The organism is Sphingobium cupriresistens LL01 (genome assembly GCF_001046645.1).
Classification (GTDB): Bacteria; Pseudomonadota; Alphaproteobacteria; order Sphingomonadales; family Sphingomonadaceae; genus Sphingobium; species Sphingobium cupriresistens.
The window spans coordinates 1,387,485-1,412,318 of record NZ_KQ130434.1; the positions used below are offsets into that span (position 1 = coordinate 1,387,485).

Genomic DNA, 24,834 nt, shown 5'->3' on the forward strand with positions numbered 1-24,834 from the left:
AACGGTGCGTATATCGCGACTAAACAACTAGCTCCCGATCATGACCGCATTGTCAGTGGTCATTCAGGAAAATGCCGTTAGGCTCCCATGCTTATGCGCTTTTCCCCCCGCCGTTCGGCCGCTTCGCTCTCCGTCCTCGCCCTGCTTCTGTCAGGATCGCCATCGGCGGCCCAGACCGGCACGGCCTCCGCCTCCGCCACACAGGGGCCGGCCAGCGGGCAGCCGCAGGTGCGGCCATGGCTCTATGAAAATAGCGATGTGCCCATCGATCCGGCATGGCGTTTCGGCACGCTGCCGAACGGCCTGCGCTATGCCATCCGGCGCAATGGCGTGCCGCCGGGGCAGGTGTCCGTCCGCTTGCGAATCGACGCCGGCTCACTGATGGAGCGGCCCGGCGAACTGGGCTACGCCCATTTCATTGAACATCTCTCGATGCGCGGATCGCGCCATGTGCCCGACGGTGAATCCAAACGTATCTGGCAGCGTCTCGGCGTCACCTTCGGCAGCGACAGCAATGCGCAGACGACGCCGACCGGCACCACCTATGCGCTCGACCTGCCGCAGGCGACGCCGGCCAGCCTGACCGAGAGCATGAAAATCCTCGCGGGCATGATGACCGATCCCAATATCGTGGACAATGCGGTCGATGCCGAACGCGCCGTCGTGCTCGCCGAACGGCGCGAAAGCGACGGGCCTCAGATGCGCATGTCCGACGCCAGCCGACTGCATTTCTTCGCCGGCCAGCCGCTCGCCGACCATGCGCCGATCGGCACAGTGGCGACGCTGACCGACGCGAACGCCGCCAAGGTGGAGGCCTTCCACCAGCGCTGGTATCGCCCTGAAAACGCCGTCATCGCGATCGCGGGCGACATCGATCCTGCGCAGGCCGAACAGCTTATCAAGGATAATTTCGCCAGTTGGACGGTGCCCGGAAAGGGTGCGCCGCTGCCCGATTTCGGTGCGCCGGACGCCAATCGGCCCGCAACCCGCGTGGTGGTGGAACCGGGCGTACCGCTCGGCCTGACGCTGGCCTGGCTGCGCCCCTGGACGCCTCATGCCGACACTATTGTTTACAATCAGGACAAGCTGACCGACATGCTGGCGCTGCAAATCATAAGCCGTCGGCTGGAGCAGGCGGCGCGCGCGGGCGGCAGCTTCCTGCAAGCGGGCGTCGAGCAGCAGGATGTCAGCCGCTCTGTCGACGGCACGTTCATGACCATCATCCCGACCGGCGAGAATTGGGAAAAGGCGTTGGTCGATGTGCGCGCCGTGGTGGAGGATGCGAAGGCCACGCAGCCCAGCGTGGCGGAGATCGAGCGGGAATATGCGCAGATGGATACCGCGCTCAATATCCAGGTCGAAAATGCCGATACGGAGCCGGGCGCGAAGCAGGCCAGCGATCTCGTCAGCGCCGTCGACATCCGCGAAACCACCGTTAGCCCACAGGCCGCCGTCGACATTTTCCGCGCGGGGAAGCCTGCTATGACGCCGGAAAAAATCCTCGATTCTACCCGCCGCCTCTTCTCCGCCGGGGTATTCCGCGCGCTGATGGTGACGGGCAAGATCCAACCCGGCCTCGACGCGAAACTGGCCGCCGCAGTCGCCGCGCCGGTGAAGGCGGCCACCAACGCCCGTCTCGCCGACAAGGCGGTGACGATGGACGACCTGCCCAAGCTCGGACCGCCCGGAAAGGTGGTGTCGCGCACGCCGGTCGGCCTCCAGGGCATGGAAAGCGTCGCCTTTTCCAACGGCGTCAAGTTGACCCTCTTCGCCAATGACGCGGAAACCGAAAAGGTGCGGATCAACGTCCGCTTCGGCCATGGGCAGCAGGCTTTCTCGCCGACCAAGCCGGTCGCAAGCTGGGCCGCCGACTATGCGCTGGTCGCCAGCGGCATCGGCAAGCTTGGCCAACGCGAACTGGACGACCTGACCAACGGCCGCCGCATGGGCATGGATTTCTCGACCGATGACGATGCGTTCGAAATGCAGGTGGTGACCCGGCCCGCCGACTATCGCGATCAACTGCGCCTCTTCGCGACCAAGTTGGCCGAGCCGGGTTGGGACCCGGCGCCGCTGGCGCGGGTAAAGACCGGCGCGATTGTCGCCTATGACGCGATGTCGCGCGCGCCGGATTCGGTGCTGGGACGCGATCTCAACTGGCTGTTGCATGATAAGGACGTGCGCTTCCGCACGCCATCGCGCGCGGAGATCGAAGCGCTCACGCCGCAGGCTTTCCGCGAGACCTGGGAACCGATCCTCGCCTCCGGTCCGATCGAGGTGCAGATTTTCGGCCAGGTGAAGCCGGACGAGGCGGTCCAGGCGGTCGCGGCGACCTTCGGCGCGCTGCCTGCCCGGCCGGACGTGCCTGTCCCCGCGATCAACCGGGCGATGCGCTTCCCGGCGCATGTCGAAACCCCGGTCGTTCTGAGGCACAGGGGCGACAAGGAACAGGCGGCGGCGGTTATGGCCTGGCCGACGGCCGGCGGCTTCGAACTGCAAAAGGAAGCGCGCCAGCTGGAGATATTGACCCAAATCTTCAACGACCGACTGTTCGACAAGCTGCGCTCGACGGAGGGCGCGGCTTACTCGCCAAGCGTCCAGAATAACTGGCCTTTCTCCTACGAAAGCGGCGGCTATATCTTGGTGACCAGCCAGGTGCGGCCGGACAAGATCGCCTATTTCTACAGCGTGGTGAAGGACACGGCGGCCGATCTGGCCAAGACCCCCGTCAGCGCCGACGAACTGCAACGCGCGGTCGCCCCGATGCGGCAATTGCTGATGCGCGCCAGCACCGGCAACGCCTTCTGGATGAACCAGATGGAGGGCGCGACCCATGATGCCCGCTATGTGGAAGCGATGAAGACCATGTCGTCGGATTTGCTTACCGTCACGCCGGCGCAGTTGCAGGCGCTCGCGGCGAAATATCTGGTGCCGGGGAAAAGCTGGTCGACGGTCGTCCTGCCCGAAGGTGTGGCGGCGCGCTGATCGCGCCGCTCTTGTCAGGCGGACTGGGGCTGCTCCATCATCTGCTCGTACAGGCGGACATATTCCAGATGCAGTTCGCGAATGACCGGATTATGCGATTGGGCCGCCAATTGGCGGTTCCTTTCCAATCGCTCTGCGAAATAGGCGCGATCAAAAACGGACGTCATCTTCATGTAATGCCTTCTCATATGGTTCGAAGGGGAAATCACCCGCGCATCGAGAAGTTGCCGCGACGCAGCGCGAGCCACGCCTCCATGCGGCGGAGCGTGGGACCGGCGCGGCGGGGCGACAACCGGATTTACGCTTGCATATCAGTCATCCATCCCGCTACCGCGTTGTTACAAGGCGGTTCTGTCTTGTTCTGCCAGGAATGCTGAACCGATGATCCCTGCCGCCTCGACTGAAATTGCGCCTATCTGTTTCGCTGCAGCGCAGAGCGGCATCGCATGACCCTGCGCGTCATCCTGTCGATCGAAGCGCTGGAGCCACGGTTGTCGGGCATCGGTCGCTATAGCTGGGAACTGGCGCAGAGGATCGGCCAGGCGCCCGACATGAGCAGCCTGCGTTTCTATCGGAACGGCGAATGGATCGAAGACCCTGCCAGCCTTCTGGTTGAACCGGTGCCGCGCAAGCGACGCAACAAGGTGCATCGCTGGATCAGGAAGCGTACCGGCTGGGCGCGCGACCTGCAAAACGCCAGCGTCATGCGCTCGCATCTGTTTCATGGCCCCAATTATTTTCTGCCCCCGGCGGGTGAGGGTGGTGTCATCACCATTCACGACCTGTCGGTATTCCGCTATCCCGAAACCCATCCCGAAGAGCGGCTTCGCCAGTTTGAGCGCTATTTCCGCCTGTCGGTGGAGCGCGCCGCGCATTTCATCACGGATAGCGAAACGACGCGGGCCGAAGTCGCGGACTTCCTCTCGCTCGACCTTTCCCGCGTAACCGCAGTCCCGCTGGCCGCAAGCACCGCTTTCCATCCGCGAGATGCCGATCAGGTCGGGTCCACGCTGTCGCGTTATGGCTTGGCCTATCAAGGCTATGCTCTATGCGTATCGACCGTGGAGCCACGCAAGCGGATCACCGAATTGCTGCGCGCCTGGCAGGCGCTCCCGCCCACCATCCGGGCACGCTGGCCATTGATGGTCACAGGCGGTGCGGGCTGGCTCAGCGATTCCGTTCGCGACCTCATGGACAAGGGCGCGCGTCAGGGCTGGGTGCGTTACCTCGGTTTTGTGCCCGAAGAAGACCTGCCGCTCCTCTATGCCGGCGCGGCGCTGTTTGTTTATCCGTCGGTCTATGAAGGCTTCGGCCTGCCGCCGGTGGAGGCGATGGCGAGCGGCATTCCCGCCGTCGTCGCCGACGCCTCCTGCCTGCCCGAAGTGACGGGCGGGGCGGCCATGCTCGTACGCCCGGAGGATGTGGACGGCTTCGCCCGCCATTTGGAGCAGGCTTTGACCGATGGACAATGGCGGATGCAGGCGCAGCAGGCTGGTCTGGTCGTCGCGCGGGGCTATAGTTGGGACCGTTGTGCGCAGGAAACCGTTGACCTCTATCGACGAATTGACTGAACCGTCACACCTTGCGCAACGCGGTGACGATCATCTGCGCCGTCCAGTGGGCGGCGCTGCTTGCGGGCAGTCGGGGCCGCGAGATGCTGCGGTGACCCAGGCCGAACAGGCAGGCGAGGATCATTTCCTCCGCCGCATCCAGCGCTTCGCCGGACAATTTGTCATTGGCTGCGCAGGCGAAATAGCGGATATAGGTGCGGAACCGCTGGCACATGGCGCCGATCGTGTCGGCAACAGCGGGATTGCGGAAACTTTCGGCCAATATGTCGAAGGACAGCGCTTCGTCCTTCTCGTCTATCGTATGTATAAATAATTGTTTGAACGTCGCTTCCACCGTCAATTCGCCCGAATCCAGCCGCGCCTGGACGTCTTCCATTTCGGCGCACCATTGATCGGCATCGTCGAGGACAAGCGCTTCGATAATATCTTCCTTGCTTCTAAATAGGCGATATATCTGTCCGACGGAAACTTGAGCGGTGACCGCCAGTTCGGCCATCGCGGTCTGATGAAATCCATGGTTGTCGAATAATGTCCGTGCAGCCGCCAAAATGCGAACGCGACCGTTTTTTTCTTGCTGCACTGCACTCATGTCCACCCCTTTGGCGTTTTTTGCCTCTTGAAATCGCATTGCCATGATCGTACCTGCCGGGCAAGCGGAATGAACATTCATTCCACATCTTTGATCCCTAATTCACAGACGGATATTCAAGCGATGCAACAGGGGACAATCATCGGGCTGCTGGCATGCGCGTCGGCACTGGCGTTGAGCGCATGCGGCGAAAGCCCGCCACCTGCGCCGCCGCCGCCCGCCGTCGGCGTGGTCACGCTCAAGGTCGAATCAGCGCCGCTGGTGAATGAGTTGCCCGGCAGAATCGTAGCGTTTGAGACCGCCGAGGTGCGGCCTCAGATCAGTGGCGTAATCCGTCGGCGCCTGTTTCAGGAGGGGAGCAACGTCCGCGCTGGCCAGCTTCTTTACGAAATTGACGATGCGCCGTACCGCGCCGCCTTGGCCCAGGCGCAAGGCTCGCTCGCGCGCGCCAACGCCGCGATCCGGTCGACTGGTCTACAGGCCCAGCGCTACAAGGATCTGGTCGGCATCAACGCCGTCAGCCGACAGGAATATGACGACGCCGACGCGGCGGCCCAGCAGGCGCGCGCCGATGTTGCGGCGCAGCGTGGCGCGGTCCAGGCGGCGCAGGTGAATCAGAATTTTACGCGCATCCGGGCGCCGATTTCCGGCCGCATCAGCCGTTCTCTCTTTACCCCCGGCGCGCTGGTGCAGGCAGGCCAGGCGGATGCGCTCGCGACGATTCAGCGCACGGATAGCGTCTATGTCGATGTCTCGCAGTCGGCCGCGCAGATCATCGATCTCAAGCAGGCGATGAAGAATGGCGGCGTCAGCGAAGCGGACGGCGCGCGAATCCAATTGCTGTTGCCCAATGGCAGCGCCTATCCGATCGAAGGTCGCCTGCAATTTTCCGAAGTCACCGTTGATCCCTCGTCGGGTGCGGTGACATTGCGCGCCACCTTCCCCAACCCCGATGGCCTCTTGCTGCCTGGCATGTATGTCCGCGCCAAGCTGGTCGAGGGGCGGCGGACTCAGGCGATTCTGGCGCCGCAGCAGGGCATCAGTCGCGATCCGCGCGGCCGTGCGACCGCCATGGTCGTGGGCAAGGACAATAAGGTCGAAGTGCGCCAGGTCACGGTCGACCGCGCCGTGGGCGATAAGTGGATCGTCACCGACGGACTCAAGCCCGGCGACAGGCTGATCGTTGAAGGGCTGGTGAACCTGCGTCCCGGCACGGTCGTCAGGCCCGGCGCGCCGCAGCAGGTGACGGCCGCTCAGGGCGGCGCGAAAAATGCCGCGTCATCCGGCCAGGGCGGGGCGCGCTAAGCCATGGCCCGCTATTTTATCGACCGACCCATCTTCGCATGGGTCATCGCCATCGTCATCATGCTTGCGGGCCTGCTGGCGATCCGTTCGCTGCCGGTCGCGCAGTTCCCGGAGATCGCGCCGCCTGCGGTTACGATCCAGACCAGCTATCCCGGCGCCAACGCACAGACGCTGGAAAGCACAACGACGCAGATCATCGAGCAACAGCTCAAGGGCATCGACAATTTGCGCTACTTCTCCTCGACCAGCGATGGTTCGGGCAATCTCAACATCACCCTGACCTTCGAACAGGGCACCGACCCGGACATCGCGCAGGTCCAGGTGCAGAATAAGTTGTCGCAGGCGACGCCTTTGCTGCCGCAGGAAGTGCAGCAGCAGGGCTTGCGTGTGGGCAAATCCACCTCCAGCTTCCTGCTCATCATGGCGGCCTATTCGGACGATGGCATCCATGATCAGGAAGATGCTGCCGACTTTATCGCATCCAGCCTGCAAGACCCGATCAGCCGCGTCACCGGGGTGGGCGACACCCAGCTGTTCGGATCGCAATATGCGATGCGGATTTGGCTCGACCCATATAAGATGGCCAATCTGGGCGTTACCACCGGCGACGTCAAATCGGCGATTATCGCGCAGAATGCGCAGGTTTCCGCTGGCCAGATCGGCGGATCGCCCTCGCCGGCGGGGCAGGCGCTCAATGCCACCGTCACGGCCCAGTCGCGCCTGCGCACGCCTGAGGAGTTCGGCGACATCCGCCTGCGCAGCAACAGTGACGGTTCGGTCGTATTGATGTCCGACGTCGCCCGTATCGAATTGGGCGCGGAAAATTACGGCTTCGGCGTGAAGTTCAACGGCCACCCGGCATCGGGTTTTGGCGTCAAGCTGGCGCCCGGCGCGAACGCGCTCGACACAGTGGAGGCGGTCAAGAATCGCGTCGATCAGTTGTCGAAGAATTTCCCCAGTTGGGTGAAATATGACTTCCCGGTCGACAACTCGACCTTCGTCAAACTGTCGGTCGAACAGGTCATCCATACCCTCTTCGAAGCCGTCCTGCTGGTGTTCGTCGTCATGTTTCTGTTTCTTCAGAACTGGCGTGCGACGCTGATCCCCACCATCGCCGTGCCGGTGGTGCTGCTGGGCGCATTGGCGATCCTCAGCGCTGCGGGTTTCACCATCAACACGCTGACCCTGTTCGGCATGGTGCTGGCGATCGGCTTGCTGGTCGATGACGCGATCGTCGTGGTGGAAAATGTCGAACGCCTGATCCAGGACGAGGGCCTCAGTCCCAAGGAGGCGGCCAAAAAATCGATGGATGAAATCAGCGGCGCGCTGATCGGCATCGGTCTCGTCCTATCGGCGGTATTCCTGCCCATGGCCTTCTTCGGCGGCTCCACGGGCGTGATCTTCCGGCAATTTTCGATCACGATCGTCTCTTCGATGATCCTGTCGGTCATGGTCGCGTTGATCCTGACGCCGGCGCTGTGCGCCACCATCCTGAAGCCCGCTTCGCACGGCCATAGCTGGAACGGACCAATCGGCTCGATCTTCGGCCGCTTCTTCGACTGGTTCAACCGGACCTTCGACAAGGGCGTGGTCCGTTACGGCCAGGGCGTGGAGAAAGTGGAGCGTCGCTGGGGTCGCACGATGCTGGCCTATGGCCTCATCGTGGTTGGCATGGCCTTCATCTTCCTGCGCCTGCCAAGTGGCTTCCTGCCGGAAGAAGACCAGGGCATCATCATCAACCAGATTTCTTTGCCGGCTGGCGCCACGCTGGAGGAAACCGAGCGTGCGCTGGCCCGTATGCGCGATCATTATCTGGTGGACGAAAAGAAAAACGTCTCCGCAGTCTTCACCATCGGCGGCTTCGGCTTTGTGGGGCAGGGGCAGAATGTGGGCATCGTGTTCGCCCGTATGAAGGACTGGGCGGATCGCAAGGGCGCGGATAATCAGGTGCCCGCGATCGCGCTGCGCGCAAATAAGGCGTTCCAGAAGCTCTCGTCCGGCATGGCATTCGCCTTCGTTCCGCCGGCTGTGCAGGAACTGGGCAACGCATCGGGCTTTGACTTCCAATTGCTCGATCAAGGCAATCTTGGTCATGAAAAAATGCTTGCCGCGCGTAACCAGTTGCTTGGCATGGCGAAGGGCGACAAGCGTCTGGCCCAGGTTCGACCCAACGGCTTGGAAGATACGCCGCAGCTCAAGCTGAACGTCGATCAGGCGGCGGCGGGCGCGCTGGGGATTGCGCAGGCCGACGTCAACGACGCGATAAGCACCAATCTGGGCGGTTCCTACGTCAACGACTTTATCGACCGTGATCGCGTAAAGCGCGTTTTCGTACAGGCCGACGCGCCCTTCCGCACCTCGCCCGATGCGATCAATGCTTTCCATGTCCGCAGTAGCAGCGGCACGATGGCGCCGCTATCGGCCTTCGCCACGACGGAATGGGTGCAGGGTCCGGCTCGTCTGGAGCGTTTCAACGGGGTGCCGTCGATGAATATCCAGGGCGCGCCAGCGCCCGGCGTTTCGAGCGGCGAAGCCATGCAGGCGATGGAGGAATTCGCTGCAAAGCTGCCGGCCGGCGTCGGTTACAGCTGGAACGGCATTTCCTATGAGGAGCGCACCTCCGGCGGTCAGGCGCCTTATGTCTATGCGCTCTCCATGCTGATCGTCTTCCTCTGCCTCGCGGCGCTCTATGAAAGCTGGTCGGTGCCGATCGCGGTCATGCTGGTGGTGCCGTTGGGCGTGCTGGGCGCTGTGATTGCGGCCACGTTTGCGGGGCTGGATAACGACATCTATCTGCAGGTCGGCCTTATCACGACCATCGGCGTGTCGGCGAAAAACGCGATCCTGATCGTGGAGTTCGCCGAGGAGAAAATGCGCGAGGGGATGCCGCCGGCAAAAGCGGCGCTGGAAGCGGGCAAGCTGCGTTTGCGGCCGATCCTGATGACCAGTTTCGCCTTCATCTTCGGCGTGTTGCCTTTGGCGATGTCGAAGGGCGCGGGTGCGGGCGGTCAAAATGCGATCGGCTGGGCCGTGGTCGGCGGTATGTTGTCGGCCACCGTGCTGGCGATATTCTTCGTCCCCGTTTTCTTCACCGTCGTGAAGCGGCTGTTCCGCGAACATCATAATCATGAGGCGGACGGCGACCGGGCGACCCCCGACGCCCCGCAGGAGGCTTGAAGACCATGCGCAATGTAACAGCGCTGGGCGCCCTCACTCTCTCGCTGGCGCTGGCCGCTTGCGACATGGCGCCCAAATATGTGCGGCCGGACCTGCCGGTGCCTGCAACCTCGCCGCAGGGGCCAGCCTATGCTATCGAAGGGGGGCAGGGCGCGGCCGTGACGGCAGACACCGGCTGGCGCGATTTCTTCACCGACGCCCGGTTGGCGCGGGTGATCGAAACCGCGCTCGCAAACAACCGCGACCTTCGCTTGGCGGTCGCCAATGTCGAACAGGCGCGGGCGCAATATAAGGTGCAGCGGGCGGACCTGCTGCCCACCGTGGCGGGAACCGGTACGGCGACCTATTCGGAACAGCCGCTGGTCCAGTTCGGTCAGAGCCAGCGGTTGAACACTGACGTCTATCAGGCGCAACTGGGCATTTCTGCGTGGGAAATCGACCTGTTCGGCCGCGTGCGTAACCTTACCAAGGCAGCGCAGGAGCAATATTTCGCCAGTGTCGAGAACCGCAACGCGGCGCAAACCGCGCTGATCGCGGAAACCGCAAATGCCTGGCTCGCCATGGCGGCGGATCAGGAAAGATTGCGCATCGCCCGCGATCTGGAACAGGCGTTCGGCAAGACGCTGGAATTGAACAAGGCGCGCTTCGCCAAGGGCATTGCATCGGATCTGGAAGTGCGTCAGGCGCAGACCAGCTACGATCAGGCCCGCTCGGACATCGCTCAGGCGACGACGCTGGTGGCGCAGGATCAAAATGCGCTAAACCTGCTCGCCGGTACGACTGTCCCGGCCGCGGACCTGCCCGACGTCTTGCCACAGGCAGGCGCGACGTTGGAAAATCTGCCGGCGAACATCGCGTCCGACGTGCTGTTGCGCCGTCCCGATATTGCTTCGGCGGAACATCAGTTACGTGGCGCCAACGCCAATATCGGCGCGGCGCGCGCGGCCTTCTTCCCCAACATCTCGTTGACGGCGGCGCTCGGTACGGTCAGCCTGGGCCTTTCAGGCCTGTTCGCGTCGGGCAGCGACACATGGTCGGTCGCGCCCAGCGCAACCCTGCCGATCTTCGATTTTGGTCGGAACAAGAATAATCTGCGCTACGCCAAGGCGACTTATGACGCGATGCTGGCTACTTATGAAAAGAGCGTGCAGACCGGCTTCCGCGAAGTCGCCGACGCGCTCGCGCGGCGCGGCACAATGAACGACCAGTTGGAAGCGCAGACCTCCCTGCGCGATTCGGCCAAGGTCGCCTACACTTTGTCCGAGGCGCGCTTCCGCTATGGGGTCGACAGTTTCCTGACGACACTGGATTCGCAACGCTCGCTCTACAGCGCGGAACAGAGCCTGCTCAGCACGCGCCTGACCCGCGCCAGCAACATGGTCGAACTCTATCGCGCCATGGGCGGCGGCCTGAAATAGGCTTTGGCCGCAAGCTGCGGGAAGAATCGCCGATCGATCTCCGCTATGGGCCTCGGTGCATAGCGGAGACGATAGATGATCCTGGCCCATAGCATTTTCCCCTCGCCGGTCGGCCCACTGACGCTTGTCGCGAGCGATACCGGCCTCGTGGCGATTCTGTGGGAGGATGACGACCCCGCCCGCGTCCGCCTGGGCGCGCGCGCGGAACGCAGCGATCATCCGATACTGAAGACGGCAGCGGCGCAACTGGCGGACTATTTTGCAGGCCGGCTTCGGGCGTTCACGGTGCCGCTGGACTTTCGCGGCACGCCCTTTCAGCAGACCATTTGGGCGGCGCTACGCGATATCCCATTCGGCGAGACGCGCAGCTATGGCGACATCGCCCGCGCCGTCGGCCGCCCCACGGCATCGCGCGCCGTCGGCGCGGCCAATGGCCGCAATCCAATCTCAATCATCGCTCCTTGCCACCGCGTCGTCGGCGCGAATGGCGCGCTGACCGGCTTTGCCGGCGGCATGGAAACCAAGCGCTGGCTACTCGATTTCGAGCGTAAGACTATCGAAAATCAGGAATAATGGTGCACCCAAGTGGATTCGAACCACTGGCCTTTGCCTTCGGAGGGCCAAGGCCGCACGGATTTACTGAGCCGTTCCGATTCCGTTCACGCGAACATTGACGGAACAAGCCGGTCTTGCGCGGTGGAAGCGCACACATTACCGCACACAAGTCGCCTTACCGGGGGGCTGGCCGTGGGTGAGCGAACGATAGCCCGATCCGATGCCAAGCTGATAGCCGAAGCCGTCTCCGATTGCGACGGCACCGGCCTCGACTGCGACCCTGACTTCGCCCGTCAATACAAGAGGCGGGCCGCGCCGAAATCGGCCGCCGACCTCACCGACATTCGTGCCCGCGCATGGGCAACCCGCCGCGCCAAATATGGTGAGTGCGGGCATCGGGGGAGCTATTCGCGGTGAGCGGCCCCATAATCAAATTCGAGCCATATCCGGCGCAAGCTATGAGTGAATGGAAAGGCGGTCAGCATGTCGGCACCGGGCCGACTGGCGTGCGCGGGGTTCACTATCTGAGCGATGGCAATGGCGAATACCCTACAGGCATAGAGGCTTGCTGCTCAGCCGAACGCAGCCAGCATAAGAATCGCCAAATCGTTATGCAGATGATCGAGTGGGCTTGCGCTTCTGCACTGGTGCCGTTTGAAGGGGCCGCATGATCCTCCCCATCCTCCTACTCTCCATCTGGACACCAGAACCCGATTGCGTGGCGATCGACGGCGACACCCTGCGATGCACCGAGATCGGCCGTGTCCGCCTGCTGGGCATCGACGCGCCGGAAATGCCGGGGCATTGCCGCAAGGGCCGCGTCTGCGCACCCGGCGACCCGCAGAAGAGCAAGGCACATCTGGCGAAGCTGATCCGCGGTGGAGTGACGATCGCGCCGGTTACGCGGGATCGCTATGGCCGAACGGTAGCGCAAGTATATGCTGGTGGGCGCAACGTCGCCTGCGAGCAACTGCGCGCGGGGCTGGCGCTCTACGTCGCCAAGTGGGATAATGGGCGCCTGCTGGCCAAGGAGTGCTGGGCGGCCCGATAGCCCTTGACCGACTCGCGAACAATACCCGAACGTGCGTCAACAAGAAAATTTGCTCATCAACACAAAATATCGGAGAGCCATCATCTCTCCAACGGGCAGACCCGCGCGACCATAGCCTGCGCCGCGACAACAACGCGCTGGGCGTTGTCGCAGGTGGCGTAGGATTTGGCCGTCGCGCAGGAGGCGAGCAGGAGCAGGGGGAGGAGTCTCACCATCTGCCGATGTCCTTGATGTGCCGATAGGCCCATGGCGCAGCGATCACGATGATGATGAGCGGGCCGACATTATGCGCATCGGTGCCCGATGTCCAATCGGGTCGCGCGGCGGCGCAAGCCTTTTATTGCCCTCTGCTTGCGGCGTCGGTATCGCCAGCGCGATCCTGTCGCATTTCACCTTCGCGGCGCGCGGCAGGATCACCCTTTACCGCCCTAATCAGCGCTCGGCCGGCTGCGACGATGTAGCCCAGCCCCTCGATCGCCAGTCCGACCTTGCCTTCTCTATCAAATAGGAAACGATATCCAGACGCGCTGAAAAAGCGTGGACCTGATAGAAAGAAAGACTAAAACAACAAACCCCGGTCGCCGTTAGACGCCGGGGCTGGCTATGCTGAGAGCAGCATCGCGTTGTAAGGGGGCATCTAGAGTGTCAGTGGAAGAAAGTCAACCAAAAGTTGAATGCCGGGCTGCATTCTATATCGATGGCTTCAACCTTTATCACCCCAACCACGAGATGGGCTTGCCCTACCTGAAATGGGCAAACCTATGGAAGTTGGGCGAAATTATCTGCGAACCGCATGGAGCGAAGCTGACAAAGGTTGCGTTCTGCACGGCCGTCCCAGCTCATATGCCTGAAAAGCGCGATCGCCATAACACCTTTAATGCCGCCCAGCGTGCGCACGGTGTAACCGTCATCCCCGGCCATCACGTGCATGACGGAGAAAAATGGAATGAAAAGCAATCGGACATCAACGTCGCGCTTCATCTGATGCTCGACGCGGTTGATGACAAATATGACATGGCAATTCTTTTAAGTGCCGATTCCGATCAGGCCGCTACTGCGAAGCTTTTTTGTGAGCGCTTTCCAGGAAAGCGCTTGCTTGGCGTAGCCCCGCCGAACAAATCCGTCCCTACAAAGGTCCAGCCGCACTGCTTCAAGCATTTTAGCCTGTCCGCTGCGATTTTAGAGCGATGTGTAATGGGGGAGACAGTGCAAGGGGCTAAAGGTCTAATCACGCGACCGCCATCCTATGCGCCGCCTGAAGGATGGGTCCACCCCGATGACCGAAAAAAGGGAAAGGCGCCCAAGCCGCCACACAAAAGCGCTTGGTCAAAAGGTATCAAAGGCTAAATTCAAACTAAGCACTGCCGTCTGCACCTTATGGCTGACTGATCGGGCAAACCCGCGCCATAACCACCGTAGCAGCCTGCGCCACCGACCGCGCATTGTCGCAGGTGGCGAGGTTGTGCGCGCAGCCGGTGAGCAGGAGGAGGGGGAGAAGGCGGGTCGCCCTTCTCATTTCGCCTCCTCCGTCTGAACCGGATTGGTCGGAGGGTTGTCGATCGTGACGCTGCTGTTGCGCGGTCGGAAAGTCCCCAGCACGCCGACAAGCCCGGTCGTGATCCCGCCAAAGCCCAGCGCCTCCGCATATTTCCCTTGGGCAGCAAGCCAAGCCGCGACGGTCGCCAGATAGCAGATGGCGAACAAGAGCAGGCCGAACGCGATGAGGGGCTGGCGGTCGGTCATGGCAGCACCCCAACACGATTGGCGAGCCAGCCAAAAGCAAAGGATTCTTGCGTCGGATTTGCCTCTGCGATCTCGACGTAGCGCGCAGCCTGGAGGCCATCGATCGCCTTGCGGAGGACTTCGCCGGCCGCGGTGCCGCGCTTCGCCTTCAGTCCATTGGCCGCGGCGATCGTCATTTTGCCGACCAGCCCATCCGCGGTGATGTCGGGATAGTCCGCGGCCCCGCGGTTGCAGACATTGAGGACGCGCTGGACGAATTTCGCCGCGGCCGCGGTGCCCATATTGATGCCAGTGTCAAAAATCTCGTGGCCGATTTCGGGGAATACCGCGGCGAGCTGGTCGAACTTTGGCGCGGTCCAGTAGCGTTCGCGGTAGATCGCCACCGCGGTCGCGCGTGGCAAAGCCTTCATATCGCCAGCATAGCCATAGGCGCGGGCAACCTGCTGCGTGATGCCCCAATTGGTCGGGCCGCCGCGATCGTTCGGATGGTTCACATAACCGCCTTCGCGGCGGATCACCTCGTCAATCTGCTTGTCGATGTTCATGACAGTTTTCCAATCGCGTCGATCATGTCCTGCGGGACGTGGAGGTGCAGGGGAAAGGCGTCACCCAAGATCGCCTGGACCTGGAGGAGTTCCGGGCTATGCGGGTCGGAGCGGAATTCTTTGGCGACAAGGATGTTGACCGCGACCGTCAGCTTGGTCAGCTTGTCCTCCAACTGGTCAATGCGGACGTTAAGGCCTTGGACCTGCTGCGATTCCTGAGTCCTCAAACGGTCCTCTCTTGCTTGGCGGCGCTCATCGCGCTTGCTCCACCATTCGACCAGCCATTTTAGACCTGCGCCACACGCGACGAGGCCGCCGCCGCCCAGCAACCATTGCGCGGTCGTCGGCTCGTCAGCCATGTCCGAAGCTATTGTTATAAAACGGAGACATCGCCGATGCTCCTTGTTGTGCGTGCGACGCCATGATAAAATTTCCCGATGCCACGCCGAATGCTTGGATGACGGCCGAGAGAAACCGATCGAGGATCATGATGCCATGACCAAAGACCCCGCCAAATACACGGGTGCCTATCTTGATTATGACGGCCGAATTAAGTTTAAGTCCCTCCCCGCGTGCAATGATGTCGCGGATGACGGAAAATTTGTTGTCGGCACAATCGACGCTGATAACCGAATTAAGCTGTGGCTCAAGCCTACTCACGCCCCTAATCCTTAAAAGCTATTGCTATAAAACGGCGACATCAGCACCGATGGCGGCAAAGGCTGCGCGCCGGTCAGGTGAGTGTAGAGGCCGACATAGGCGAATTTGCGCGGCACCATCAGGAAGCGCCCATCCAGCAAGGGGATGCAGCCGGTAAAGCGCTCCACAATCCCATCGTCAGGCATGTTTGGCCCGTCGAACACCTGCCCCAATGGCTGACCCAGTTGAGAACGGCGGAGCAATATTCGACCACGGTAGCGGCGGGATAGTCCTGCTGCGGGCGGCGTAAAAGTCGTCCACCTTGAAGCCTTTCTGCCGAGTCAGGGAGGTGTGGGGATCTACAGCGTGGAACTTTATCTTCAGGTCCGTCTGGCTTGCGCGGATGGCATGAGCCAACGGGCGGCGGCGAAGCGTTTCAATGTGTCGCGCGAAACGGTACGCAAGATGCTGTCGTTTTCATCGCCGCCGGGTTACCGGCGCCAGTCCGTACCGCAGCGCCCGAAGCTGGACGGGTTTGTGGCGATCATTGATGGATGGCTTGAGGGTGACCGCAGTGTCCCGCGCAAGCAACGCCATACGGCGAAGCGGGTATTCGACCGTTTGCGCACCGAGCATGGTTTCACCGGCGGCTATACGATCATCAAGGATTACATCCGGGAGCGCGAACAGCGCAGCCGGGAGATGTTCGTGCCGCTGGCGCACCCTGCGGGAGATGCGCAGGCCGATTTCGGGGAAGCGCTGGTGGAGATCGGCGGGGTGGAGCAGAAGGCCTACTTCTTCGCGCTCGATCTGCCGCACAGTGATGCCTGCTATGTGCGGGCCTATCCGGCGGCGGTGGCGGAGGCCTGGGTGGACGGACACGTGCATGCCTTCGCGTTTTTCGGCGCGGTACCGCGCTCGATCGTCTATGACAACGATCGCTGCCTTGTGACGAAGATCCTGCCCGACGGCACGCGGCAGCGTGCCACGCTGTTCAGCGCTTTCCTGTCACATTACGTGATCCGCGACCGCTATGCTCGCCCGGGCAAGGGGAACGAGAAAGGCAATGTGGAGGGGCTGGTAGGCTATTGCCGGCGCAACTTCATGGTGCCGATCCCGAAGTTCCCGACCTGGGAGGCGTTCAACCTGTGGCTGGAGGAGCAATGCCGCAAGCGCCAGCAGGACAAGGTGCGCGGGCAGAGCGAGACGATCGGTGAGCGGCTGCAGCGCGATCTCGCGGCCATGCAGCCTCTGCCCGCTACACCCTTCGAGGCCTGCGATCAGAAAGGCGGGCGGGTCTCCTCGCAATCCCTGGTGCGCTACAGGACCAACGATTATTCGGTTCCGGTGGCCTGGGGCCATCAGGAGGTCTGGATCAGGGCCTATGTCGATGAGGTGGTGATCGGCTGCCGCAGCGAAGTCATCGCCCGTCATCCTCGTTGCTATGCCCGCGAGGAGGTTGTCTTCGACCCGCTCCATTATCTCCCGCTGATCGAGCAGAAGATCAACGCATTCGACCAGGCTGCGCCTTTGCAGGGCTGGGACCTGCCCGAAGCGTTCACGACACTGCAGCGGTTGATGGAAGGGCGCATGCACAAACATGGCAGGCGCGAATATGTGCAGGTACTGCGCCTGCTGGAAACGTTCACCCTCGCCGATCTCCAGGCGGCGGTCGAACAGGCCATCGATCTTGGCGCCATCGGCTTCGATGCCGTCAAGCACCTCGTCCTGTGCCGGATCGAACGCGTACCGCCCAGGCTGGACCTGGACGTCTATCCCTTCCTGCCACGCACCACGGTCGAGAAGACCTTTGCCAGAGCCTATCTGAGCCTGCTCTCCGACCGGCAGGAGGCCGCATGAGCGATCAGGCCCCGGAGATCCTTCTCGCTCACCATCTCAAGGCGCTCAAGCTGCCTACGTGCCTGCGTGAGCATCACAAGCTCGCGCGGCAATGTGCCGCTGAAGGCGTCGATCATATCCGCTTCCTCGCCCGCCTCGTCGAGATGGAAATGATCGACAGGGAGCGTCGCATGGTCGAGCGGCGCATCAAGGCCGCGCGCTTCCCCGCCGTCAAAAGCCTCGACAGCTTCGACTTCGCCGCCATCCCCAGGCTCAACAAGATGCAGGTGCTCGAGATGGCGCGCTGCGAGTGGATCGAGCGGCGTGAGAACGCCATCGCTCTGGGGCCATCAGGCACCGGAAAGACGCACGTAGCGTTGGGGCTCGGACTGGCAGCATGCCAGAAAGGACTGTCGGTGGGCTTCACCACCGCGGCAGCGCTGGTCAGCGAAATGATGGAGGCCCGCGACGAGCGCCGTCTTCTGCGCTTCCAGAAGCAGATGGCCGGATACAAGCTGCTCATCATCGACGAACTGGGCTTTGTGCCGCTCTCCAAGACCGGCGCCGAACTGTTGTTCGAGCTGATCTCCCAGCGTTACGAACGCGGCTCCACCTTCATCACCAGCAACCTGCCCTTCGACGAATGGACCGAAACCTTCGGATCTGAGCGTCTCACAGGCGCGCTCCTCGATCGCCTGACCCATCACGTCAGCATCCTCGAGATGAACGGCGAAAGCTATCGCCTCGCGCACAGCCGGGCCCGCAAGGCCAAAACCAGACCCTGAAAATTACACCAATGCCGGGGGGAGTGGCCCTCGGGCTACGCCCTCACGCCACTCCCCCCGGCATGTAACACGATGGCCTGGTTTTACGCCGCCGAATGGCCGACTTTTGCTCCGCCGTTGACAAGTGGGTTTGCCGAATAGGGCTTCTGTCGCTTCTACGACCTTGCGGACATCGCCCTCAGACCCATGGCGTGTGACGTTGTTGGTGCCATCGACCAAGCGAAGGCGGGCCGGTTTCGGCTTTGCGCCTCTGGTCGCCATATTGACCCTTTCCGGATATCAATGTGCAAAAGTGCGAATTTCAGTTCAGCGCCGGTCTAGAGGGTCATCGCCTCCAAACTTTCGCATACCCCCCCCGCTATTCTTCGGGCCAACCGTCCACGCCGATGCCCGCCTTGGCCTTGCCGCCCCTCTCCATCCGCTGCTTGTCGCTGTCATGATGCTGCTTGCAGAGGCTTTGGAAGGGGCCAGCCCAGAACTTCACCTCATCACCCCGATGCGGATCCTTGTGGTCACATACGGTCGCTGGGGTCGGGCGGGGCAAGCACATCACGCAGAGGGGGTTATGATACAGGTGTCGCGCGCGTAGCTTCTGCCATCGCGCGGTCTTGTACCATCGCTTGTATGCAGGCTCAGCCATGTGTTCACCCTTCCCGGCCATGCTCGTCGCAAGGGGAGTGCTGTCATTGCCATGTCGGGAAGGTCGGGCCGATACTTCCATCAGCCCAAATGCGAAAAGGGCGACCCGCTAGAACCGCCCTCGTCATGTCGCAATACGACACGTTATCTGTCGGGATGCACCAATTTTCCGCTATCGTCAATAGCGCAGATAATCTCTCATTTCCTCTAGTGCGTCACGGATGAACGCAATGTTCCGCATCGCCTTGCGCCCACCATATCGCGGCAATTCGTCCCGCACAAGAAACCGATCCATGAACCCCTGCTGGTCCCGCGTCCAGCATGAGCGCGCGGCAAGCCAATCCTGCCTGCATCGCAACTGATATTCGGTTCGGGCAAGGCCATAACTTGGCTCGCCACCTGGCACATGGTGGCCATATTGCGCCGTCACGCGCGGCGAAGGATGGCCCTCGTCGTGCTTGTTGCGATACCATTCGCCGGCCTGCCATTGTTGCAGGGTCAACTTCCCGTTCTTGTGCAGCCTGTCCAGATGGGTGGAGCGAAACCGGCGGACGACGATCGAACCAGCGGCGTTCTTCTCGTCCTTCACCTCGATCATGCTGGCGTCCGGCTCTTTCGCCAGCCGCTCAGGCGTTGCGTCCATCGGCGGGATCTTGATCTTCAACTCCCGCGGCCGCGCAATCCGCTTGGCCTGCACTTGGGCAGCGCGAGCCTTCATCGATGCAGCCAGTTCCACGATCGCCTTGCTCTGCCTTGCCGTCGCCTTCGCCATTTCCGTCATCCCCGATACAAGCCCCACAGGGCGTCTAAAACTATGCTTGGCTACCCTTACCTACCTCAGTCCGGTTTCGTGCGCTGACGAGGCTGAGGCGGCGGAATTACGGCCGATCCACCTGTTGGAGGCTGAACTACTTGCTCGGCTTCCCAAAACTCACCGGCAGGCCCGCATCGTTTTTGCCCGAACAAGAAACCCACAACGCGGCGTTGCCTCTCGCGCTCAGCATCGGCCCAAAGATGATGCTGCACGATTCCGCGAACTGGGCTGAAACTTGATCCTACAGGCCGCCTGCATTTGCCGGAACCGACGTAAAGCCCTACTCCTCGCGATTTGAAGCGCCCCGGGTTTTCAGGAGGCAGTTTTCATTTGGCTATGCAGCCATATCGAGGTTCTCGAGGGCTGCATAGTAATTGTCTTCGGCCTCAGCGGGCGGGATGTGCCCGATAGGGCCGAAGAGCCGGTGATTATTGTACCAATCGACCCAGCGCAGCGTTGCCATTTCCACGGCCGAAACGCTTGGCCATGATCGCTGCCGCCAGATGACCTCGGCCTTGTAAAGGCCGTTGATCGTCTCGGCTAAGGCGTTGTCGTAGGAATCACCTACGCTACCGACCGAGGGGACGAGTTTGGCCTCGGCCAAGCGCTGGGTATAGTTCATCGCAAGATATTGAACTCCCCTATCGCTATGGTGGATCAGTCCATCATCGGGATCTGGCCTGCGGGCATGAATCGCCTGCTCCAGGGCATCCAGAACGAAGCTGGCAGTGGCTGACGTGCTGACCTTCCATCCGACAATCCGCCGGGCAAAAGCATCAATCACGAAGGCGACATAGACGAAGCCTGCCCAAGTATGCACGTAGGTGAAATCGACGACCCACAGGGCGTTTGGCCGGCTGACGCGAAATGCCCGATTGACCTTGTCCAGCGGACACGGCGCCTTCGGGTTGCTGATGGTGGTGATCGTCTTCTTCCCACGACGGACGCCTGCCAGCCCCATGGCGCGCATTAATCGTTCCACCGTGCATTTCGCCACCATGATGCCTTCACGCCGCATCTGGTGCCAGACCTTGCGTGCGCCATAGAGACCGAAGCTGGCCTCATGGACCCGCTTGATCTGCTCCCTGATCTCGTCATCACGCTGCGCACGTGCTGGACGCCTGCCGGGATCGGCACTACGCGCGGCGTGTTCATGGTAGGAGGATGGGGCGATTGCCAGTTCCCGGCAGATCGGCTCGATACCCAAATCCTCGCGATGGACGTCGATGAACGCCATCATCATCTCCCGGGGCGGTCGAGCTCCGCCATCGCAAAATACGCAGATGCCTTGCGCAAAATCTCGTTGGCCCGGCGTAGTTCCTTCACTTCGCGCTCCAGCAATCTCAGGCGTTCCCGGTCATCCGCCGCCAGCGCCGCTGGCCCCGCTCGTCGGCTCGCCTCCTCGCGGCACCACCGGCGCAGCGTCTCCAGCGAGCAGCCGATCTTCGCCGCGATCGACTTCATCACTTCCCATTCCGAGCCGTACTCGGCCCGCTGCTCCACCACCATACGAACCGCCCGCTCGCGGACTTCAGGTGAAAATTTGTTGGTTGTCTTGCTCATAACGGATGCTCCTTCTCACAAGTTGGAGCCTCCTGGAAACCCGGGGCGCTTCAATTCCATGAACCACCGGCAAGTCACGCATGTCACAACCTCCCCCATCACCCCCTCCCGCCAAAATCGCGCTGGTCGAAAGGCTTGCCGATCGCATCCATGATCCGAACCGGGCCGCCACGGGCGTCGTCATCGAACACGCCAATCGCCGCACGACCCGTTGACCATGCGAAGCTGTCCAGATTTGTACGGTGCGACTTGCAAAGCGGATGGCTCGCAGATTGCTCGTGACCATGAACGATATGCTTGCCGCTTACATGCCAGGCGTCAGGCATCAATTCCGCGGCATCGCCCTGCGGATCATAGCCCTCGTACAACATCCATTGCATTGTTTCAGGCTTAGCTTCGGCGACAGGCTGGTCGTATGGGACGCCAGCATGGACGTAAATGCGATAGTCATCCTCGACCACAACCGGAAGCGACGCCAGCCAGTCCAGATGCTCGAATGGGATGCGCAGCGGATACATATCGTCGCCATGCTGGTAGCCGTAGGACTGGAGCGTTTGCCCGCCTCCATTGCCGATCCACCAGCGCAGGATTCCAGGATTGCCCAGGCACTCCAGCATCATCGCTTCGTGATTGCCTTGCAGCACAGTCCATTGCCAATTCGGCCGCTGAGGCCCAGCCATCAGCAGGTCGATGATGTTGCGCGACTGAGGCCCCCGATCGACAAAATCGCCCAAGACGATGAAACGCCCGCCATGTTCGCCAGCGTCGGCTTCAATCAAGTCGATAGCCCGGCATAGCAGGTCGAACCGCCCATGCAGGTCAGCGATCACGTAGGCGTTACTCACTTCCCAAACCTCCCCATCGTCACCTTCCCGCAAGCCCAGCATTTCCTCGGCCGCTGCTGGCCATCGTCGCGCTCACGGGCGGAACACAAACATTCAAGCTCTCGGATTTTCGTCATGCGGCGGACCTCCCCAACACGCGGTCAATCAATGCACCGGTTTCGGTGGCAACCTGCGTCTGCGCATTCTTGCGATCAGAGAGGGCGTCAGTGATCGCCTCTCGGAAATAGGACAGGCGCCGCGGGCGTTGGCGGGCAGTTGCAAGCCGGGCAGTGATCGTTTCGACAATCATTGCCTCATCGGCCCCGGCATCCATCCATCCGCGGACCAATGCCTGGGCTTCTGTTGCCTTCCCCCAATCCTCCAGAACGAAACCGGTTGTTTTTGCGATGCGGTCAGCGATCGTGGGAATATCCCGTTCATCGCGCGCGCCCGCGCTGGCTGCGCTAGCAGCCTCTGTATCTGCTTCTGCTTCTGCTTCTGGGGCGTTACATTGCGTTACATCGCGTTTCGATGCGTCACGCTTTTCTGCCCTGTGCTTCTTAACCCTCTGAGAACTATCGTCTTCTCTTTTGGGTTGACGCTTCTCCCATCCAGTCAATCGACCGTCCAAGATCACGCGCCCGTCCATCGCTGCGATGATCGAGGAAACGGCATCCTCGTCCATGTCGAGCGCGGCGGCAGCGTCCTCGACAGACAGTCCGGCAACTGTCCCTGGCTTTGCGGCCTTCGCGCCCTCAGTCAGCATGAGGGTGAACAGGGCAATCACGCACGGCAGCGGTTGTCCTGATTTGCGCGCGATGACACGCCATTTCGGATCGGTTGGCATGTCCAGCCACAGGCGAACCCAAGAGGTCATTGCACAGCCCCCCGAACAGCCTGGTAAGCGCCAAAGAACCGCCCGGTCGCGGACCCGCTAGGCCCGTTGCGGCGCTTGGCGACGATGAAATCGATCTGGCCGGCGCACTTGTCCATAGCCATCTGCCAGTCGATGAACTTGCCGTCCGTTTCAGGCGGCTTGCCCTGGCGCAGATAATATTCGTCGCGATAGAGGAACACGACCGCATCGGCGTCCTGCTCGATCTGACCGCTGTCACGCAGGTCGGAGAGCATGGGGCGCTTGTCGGGCCTGCTCTCGACGCTGCGATTAAGCTGGGCCAGCGCCATGACGCCAAGGTCATACTGCTTGGCTATGGCCTTAAGCCCGCGAGAAACCTCAGACACAGCAAGGTTCATATTATCGGTTCGGAAGTCGGGGCGGAGAAGCTGGAGATAGTCCACCATGACCAATTCGAGATTCTGCCCCGCTGCCTCCATCCGGCGCTTGTAACGGCGCACGATCATGTTGAGGCGGCCGATCGTCAGCGACGAGGCGTCCACCAGATGGAGCGGGAGGTTGCGAAAGACGCGGGCCGCCTCGTAGACGCGACGCCGGGCATTGTCGGAGGTGAATCGACCATCGCGGATCGCCTCATAGGGGATGCCGGATTGCCCATCGAATATGACATCGCTGGTCGCCCGCTGCATCAATTCGATGCGGTTCATTTCCAGGCTGACGAACAGCACGCCATGGCCAGCAGCGGCCGCGCCAAGCGCATAGGATAGCGCGGCGCTGGTCTTGCCCATGCCGGGGCGGCCTGCGAGAATATCAAGGTGGTGCGGGCGAATTGGGCCAAGCACTTCGTCAAGGCTATGGATCTGGCCGCCGCTGGTGACGCCGTGGCGCTCCTCATCATAGGCAGCGAGCATTTCGTTGAAGGCCTGGCTGGCGCTGACTTGCACCACGCCATCGCTATGGTCGCTGATACTGGACAGAGCCGCGTCTGCTGCGCCGACCACCTCCTCGTTCGTCGCGCTCATATCCGCCGCCATCATCGCCGCGGTTGTCAGTCCGTCGATCAGCTTGCGGCGCTTGGCCATGTCGATCACCTGCTGAACGCAGGTTTCGAGCATGACGATCGCACCGCCGCTGCCCGTGAGTCCGGCCAAATATCCAACGCCGCCCAATTCCATTAGCGCAGGATCATCACTCAGGTAGGGCTTGAGAGTGACCGGATTGGCAGTGCGGCCAAGGGAAAATTCGCGAATGATGGCGCTATAAACGCGGCCGAAAAGCGCCTCCGAAAAATCATCGGGAGAAAGGCGGTCGGCAACGCGGTCGATCAGCTTATTCTCGATCATCAGCGCGCCAAGAATCGTGGCCTCGCTCTCGACATTCTTAACCGCCTCTATTTTCTGATTTTCGATCACGCGATATTCTCCGAGGCGGCGAAGGCGGAGGCGAAACGGCGGTGCGCGCGGATCATCGCCTCATTGTGCGGGCGATTGTCCATCAGCGCGGGATCTTCGCGAACGGCACGGACCAGCGCGGCGTATTCGTCCCATAGGCGGTGGACATCGCCAGGCGTGTGGAGGCGGACGACGTTGCTCACTCCCCCACGACCTCCACAACAACCTGCCCAACACCCCCAGGCGCGCAAAATTCATAGCTGGGCAGGAACCGGCTATCGTTGACGCGCAAGGCATCCGCGATCCCGTCAAAATACGGCTTCATCCGATTGGGAAAATTCACACGATCCCCGCGCCGATTGGCAGGCATGAACCGGATATGCAGGCGAATATCGCCCTCCCCAGAAACATTCGGGCAGGCTTCCAGCGTGGCCAGTCGCGCCCATTCGCGATGCTCCTTGGTCGCCTTGATCTTGGCCCAATTGCCATTGCCTTTTGCATGGCCGGCCAGAATCGACGCGGGGAAGGGGAGGGCGATTTGCATA

General features: G+C 61.7%; 26 protein-coding genes and 1 other annotated feature. Of the genes, 11 read left to right on the plus strand and 15 right to left on the minus strand.

Annotated features, from left to right (window positions below; translation table 11 throughout):
- The first annotated feature begins 93 nt into the window (after positions 1 to 93).
- Complete coding sequence (locus V473_RS06710; protein ID WP_066601791.1) at positions 94 to 2,985, plus strand: M16 family metallopeptidase; 2,892 nt, start codon at positions 94 to 96, stop codon at positions 2,983 to 2,985.
- 446 nt (positions 2,986 to 3,431) lie between these two features.
- The gene (locus tag V473_RS06715) at positions 3,432 to 4,556 is read left to right on the plus strand and encodes a glycosyltransferase family 4 protein (RefSeq protein ID WP_066601793.1); all 1,125 of its coding nucleotides are present in this window, start codon (positions 3,432 to 3,434) and stop codon (positions 4,554 to 4,556) included.
- A gap of 4 nt (positions 4,557 to 4,560) precedes the next feature.
- Here the strand turns inward: V473_RS06715 and V473_RS06720 are convergent, their stop codons facing one another.
- Positions 4,561 to 5,145 carry a TetR/AcrR family transcriptional regulator gene (locus V473_RS06720; RefSeq protein ID WP_066601794.1) on the minus strand — a complete coding sequence of 195 codons (585 nt, stop codon included), beginning with the start codon at positions 5,143 to 5,145 and terminating at the stop codon, positions 4,561 to 4,563.
- Between the two features lie 123 nt (positions 5,146 to 5,268).
- Here V473_RS06720 and V473_RS06725 point away from each other — a divergent pair, with 123 nt between their 5' ends.
- From V473_RS06725 to V473_RS06745, 6 genes are all read left to right on the plus strand, one after another.
- Entirely contained in the window at positions 5,269 to 6,450 is a 1,182-nt protein-coding gene (locus V473_RS06725) for an efflux RND transporter periplasmic adaptor subunit (protein ID WP_066601797.1), read from the plus strand.
- A gap of 3 nt (positions 6,451 to 6,453) precedes the next feature.
- Complete coding sequence (locus tag V473_RS06730; RefSeq protein WP_066601799.1) at positions 6,454 to 9,627, plus strand: efflux RND transporter permease subunit; 3,174 nt, start codon at positions 6,454 to 6,456, stop codon at positions 9,625 to 9,627.
- Between the two features lie 5 nt (positions 9,628 to 9,632).
- Positions 9,633 to 11,045 (plus strand): efflux transporter outer membrane subunit, encoded by a 1,413-nt coding sequence (locus V473_RS06735; RefSeq protein WP_066601801.1) that lies wholly within the window; start codon positions 9,633 to 9,635, stop codon positions 11,043 to 11,045.
- 75 nt (positions 11,046 to 11,120) lie between these two features.
- Positions 11,121 to 11,618 (plus strand): methylated-DNA--[protein]-cysteine S-methyltransferase, encoded by a 498-nt coding sequence (locus V473_RS06740; RefSeq protein WP_066601803.1) that lies wholly within the window; start codon positions 11,121 to 11,123, stop codon positions 11,616 to 11,618.
- 395 nt (positions 11,619 to 12,013) lie between these two features.
- Positions 12,014 to 12,271, plus strand: coding sequence for a peptide chain release factor family protein (locus V473_RS22790; RefSeq protein WP_148648333.1), 258 nt, complete (start codon positions 12,014 to 12,016; stop codon positions 12,269 to 12,271).
- Positions 12,268 to 12,651 (plus strand): thermonuclease family protein, encoded by a 384-nt coding sequence (locus V473_RS06745; RefSeq protein ID WP_082678995.1) that lies wholly within the window; start codon positions 12,268 to 12,270, stop codon positions 12,649 to 12,651. The genes V473_RS22790 and V473_RS06745 overlap by 4 nt, the downstream gene beginning before the upstream one ends.
- Positions 12,652 to 12,731: 80 nt before the next feature.
- Here the strand turns inward: V473_RS06745 and V473_RS24530 are convergent, their stop codons facing one another.
- Positions 12,732 to 12,866 carry a hypothetical protein gene (locus tag V473_RS24530; protein ID WP_269076432.1) on the minus strand — a complete coding sequence of 45 codons (135 nt, stop codon included), beginning with the start codon at positions 12,864 to 12,866 and terminating at the stop codon, positions 12,732 to 12,734.
- A gap of 427 nt (positions 12,867 to 13,293) precedes the next feature.
- Between V473_RS24530 and V473_RS22795 the strand changes: the two genes are divergently transcribed.
- Positions 13,294 to 13,998, plus strand: a complete 705-nt coding sequence (locus tag V473_RS22795; RefSeq protein WP_082678955.1) for an NYN domain-containing protein — start codon at positions 13,294 to 13,296, stop codon at positions 13,996 to 13,998.
- 165 nt (positions 13,999 to 14,163) lie between these two features.
- On the opposite strand, the gene V473_RS06760 is transcribed toward V473_RS22795, so the two are convergent.
- Genes V473_RS06760 through V473_RS24025 form a run of 5 tightly spaced genes read right to left on the minus strand, consistent with a single transcriptional unit; the run spans position 14,164 to position 15,784 of the window.
- Positions 14,164 to 14,394 (minus strand): hypothetical protein, encoded by a 231-nt coding sequence (locus V473_RS06760; RefSeq protein ID WP_066601807.1) that lies wholly within the window; start codon positions 14,392 to 14,394, stop codon positions 14,164 to 14,166.
- Entirely contained in the window at positions 14,391 to 14,939 is a 549-nt protein-coding gene (locus V473_RS06765) for a glycoside hydrolase family 108 protein (RefSeq protein ID WP_066601809.1), read from the minus strand. The genes V473_RS06760 and V473_RS06765 overlap by 4 nt, the downstream gene beginning before the upstream one ends.
- Complete coding sequence (locus V473_RS06770; protein ID WP_066601810.1) at positions 14,936 to 15,298, minus strand: hypothetical protein; 363 nt, start codon at positions 15,296 to 15,298, stop codon at positions 14,936 to 14,938. The genes V473_RS06765 and V473_RS06770 overlap by 4 nt, the downstream gene beginning before the upstream one ends.
- A complete protein-coding gene (locus tag V473_RS06775; RefSeq protein WP_066601811.1) occupies positions 15,291 to 15,599 on the minus strand; it encodes a hypothetical protein in 309 nt (102 codons plus the stop codon). The genes V473_RS06770 and V473_RS06775 overlap by 8 nt, the downstream gene beginning before the upstream one ends.
- An 11-nt stretch (positions 15,600 to 15,610) precedes the next feature.
- Positions 15,611 to 15,784 carry a hypothetical protein gene (locus V473_RS24025; RefSeq protein ID WP_216628548.1) on the minus strand — a complete coding sequence of 58 codons (174 nt, stop codon included), beginning with the start codon at positions 15,782 to 15,784 and terminating at the stop codon, positions 15,611 to 15,613.
- A gap of 160 nt (positions 15,785 to 15,944) precedes the next feature.
- On the opposite strand from V473_RS24025, the gene istA reads away from it, so the two are divergent.
- Entirely contained in the window at positions 15,945 to 17,438 is a 1,494-nt protein-coding gene (istA, locus tag V473_RS06785; protein ID WP_011950768.1) for an IS21 family transposase, read from the plus strand.
- Complete coding sequence (gene istB / locus V473_RS06790) at positions 17,435 to 18,202, plus strand: IS21-like element ISSsp5 family helper ATPase IstB (protein ID WP_007686288.1); 768 nt, start codon at positions 17,435 to 17,437, stop codon at positions 18,200 to 18,202. The genes istA and istB overlap by 4 nt, the downstream gene beginning before the upstream one ends.
- A 358-nt stretch (positions 18,203 to 18,560) precedes the next feature.
- Here the strand turns inward: istB and V473_RS24535 are convergent, their stop codons facing one another.
- The 8 genes from V473_RS24535 to V473_RS06835 all read right to left on the minus strand — a co-directional run bounded on the left by V473_RS24535 (position 18,561) and on the right by V473_RS06835 (position 24,833).
- Positions 18,561 to 18,686, minus strand: coding sequence for a hypothetical protein (locus V473_RS24535; protein WP_269076433.1), 126 nt, complete (start codon positions 18,684 to 18,686; stop codon positions 18,561 to 18,563).
- A 333-nt stretch (positions 18,687 to 19,019) separates the two neighbouring features.
- Positions 19,020 to 19,613, minus strand: a complete 594-nt coding sequence (locus V473_RS06800) for a hypothetical protein (RefSeq protein ID WP_148648334.1) — start codon at positions 19,611 to 19,613, stop codon at positions 19,020 to 19,022.
- Positions 19,614 to 19,989: 376 nt separating this feature from the next.
- Positions 19,990 to 21,218, minus strand: a protein-coding gene (locus V473_RS06805; RefSeq protein WP_096064161.1) for an IS3 family transposase whose coding sequence is annotated in 2 segments (ribosomal slippage) — positions 19,990 to 20,930 and positions 20,930 to 21,218 — 1,230 coding nt in all. Because the reading frame shifts where the segments join, the coding sequence is not laid out codon by codon here.
- Positions 20,823 to 20,937: a sequence feature (AL1L pseudoknot), on the minus strand. Its footprint overlaps the gene before it by 115 nt.
- 98 nt (positions 21,219 to 21,316) lie before the next feature.
- On the minus strand, positions 21,317 to 22,063 hold the full coding sequence (locus V473_RS06815; RefSeq protein WP_169793916.1) for a metallophosphoesterase: 747 nt from the start codon (positions 22,061 to 22,063) through the stop codon (positions 21,317 to 21,319).
- A 112-nt stretch (positions 22,064 to 22,175) separates the two neighbouring features.
- Positions 22,176 to 22,919, minus strand: a complete 744-nt coding sequence (locus V473_RS06820) for a hypothetical protein (protein ID WP_066601825.1) — start codon at positions 22,917 to 22,919, stop codon at positions 22,176 to 22,178.
- Positions 22,916 to 24,310 carry a replicative DNA helicase gene (locus tag V473_RS06825; protein WP_066601826.1) on the minus strand — a complete coding sequence of 465 codons (1,395 nt, stop codon included), beginning with the start codon at positions 24,308 to 24,310 and terminating at the stop codon, positions 22,916 to 22,918. Before V473_RS06825 ends, V473_RS06820 begins: the two co-directional genes overlap by 4 nt.
- Positions 24,307 to 24,492, minus strand: a complete 186-nt coding sequence (locus V473_RS06830) for a hypothetical protein (RefSeq protein WP_066601834.1) — start codon at positions 24,490 to 24,492, stop codon at positions 24,307 to 24,309. Before V473_RS06830 ends, V473_RS06825 begins: the two co-directional genes overlap by 4 nt.
- The gene (locus V473_RS06835; RefSeq protein ID WP_066601835.1) at positions 24,489 to 24,833 is read right to left on the minus strand and encodes a hypothetical protein; all 345 of its coding nucleotides are present in this window, start codon (positions 24,831 to 24,833) and stop codon (positions 24,489 to 24,491) included. Before V473_RS06835 ends, V473_RS06830 begins: the two co-directional genes overlap by 4 nt.
- Position 24,834: the final 1 nt, after the last annotated feature.

Excerpts from the sequence above, each read along its gene's own strand:
- V473_RS06735 (WP_066601801.1), top strand. The coding sequence starts at position 9,633 with ATGCGCAATGTAACAGCGCTGGGCGCCCTCACTCTCTCGCTGGCGCTG.
- V473_RS06820 (WP_066601825.1), bottom strand. The coding sequence starts at position 22,919 with ATGACCTCTTGGGTTCGCCTGTGGCTGGACATGCCAACCGATCCGAAA.
- V473_RS06740 (WP_066601803.1), top strand. The coding sequence starts at position 11,121 with ATGATCCTGGCCCATAGCATTTTCCCCTCGCCGGTCGGCCCACTGACG.
- V473_RS24025 (WP_216628548.1), bottom strand. The coding sequence starts at position 15,784 with ATGCCTGACGATGGGATTGTGGAGCGCTTTACCGGCTGCATCCCCTTG.
- V473_RS24530 (WP_269076432.1), bottom strand. The coding sequence starts at position 12,866 with ATGGTGAGACTCCTCCCCCTGCTCCTGCTCGCCTCCTGCGCGACGGCC.
- V473_RS06760 (WP_066601807.1), bottom strand. The coding sequence starts at position 14,394 with ATGACCGACCGCCAGCCCCTCATCGCGTTCGGCCTGCTCTTGTTCGCC.
- istB (WP_007686288.1), top strand. The coding sequence starts at position 17,435 with ATGAGCGATCAGGCCCCGGAGATCCTTCTCGCTCACCATCTCAAGGCG.
- V473_RS06765 (WP_066601809.1), bottom strand. The coding sequence starts at position 14,939 with ATGAACATCGACAAGCAGATTGACGAGGTGATCCGCCGCGAAGGCGGT.
- V473_RS06745 (WP_082678995.1), top strand. The coding sequence starts at position 12,268 with ATGATCCTCCCCATCCTCCTACTCTCCATCTGGACACCAGAACCCGAT.
- V473_RS06720 (WP_066601794.1), bottom strand. The coding sequence starts at position 5,145 with ATGAGTGCAGTGCAGCAAGAAAAAAACGGTCGCGTTCGCATTTTGGCG.
- V473_RS06770 (WP_066601810.1), bottom strand. The coding sequence starts at position 15,298 with ATGGCTGACGAGCCGACGACCGCGCAATGGTTGCTGGGCGGCGGCGGC.
- V473_RS06715 (WP_066601793.1), top strand. The coding sequence starts at position 3,432 with ATGACCCTGCGCGTCATCCTGTCGATCGAAGCGCTGGAGCCACGGTTG.
- V473_RS06725 (WP_066601797.1), top strand. The coding sequence starts at position 5,269 with ATGCAACAGGGGACAATCATCGGGCTGCTGGCATGCGCGTCGGCACTG.
- V473_RS06800 (WP_148648334.1), bottom strand. The coding sequence starts at position 19,613 with ATGGCGAAGGCGACGGCAAGGCAGAGCAAGGCGATCGTGGAACTGGCT.
- V473_RS06835 (WP_066601835.1), bottom strand. The coding sequence starts at position 24,833 with ATGCAAATCGCCCTCCCCTTCCCCGCGTCGATTCTGGCCGGCCATGCA.
- V473_RS06730 (WP_066601799.1), top strand. The coding sequence starts at position 6,454 with ATGGCCCGCTATTTTATCGACCGACCCATCTTCGCATGGGTCATCGCC.
- V473_RS06710 (WP_066601791.1), top strand. The coding sequence starts at position 94 with ATGCGCTTTTCCCCCCGCCGTTCGGCCGCTTCGCTCTCCGTCCTCGCC.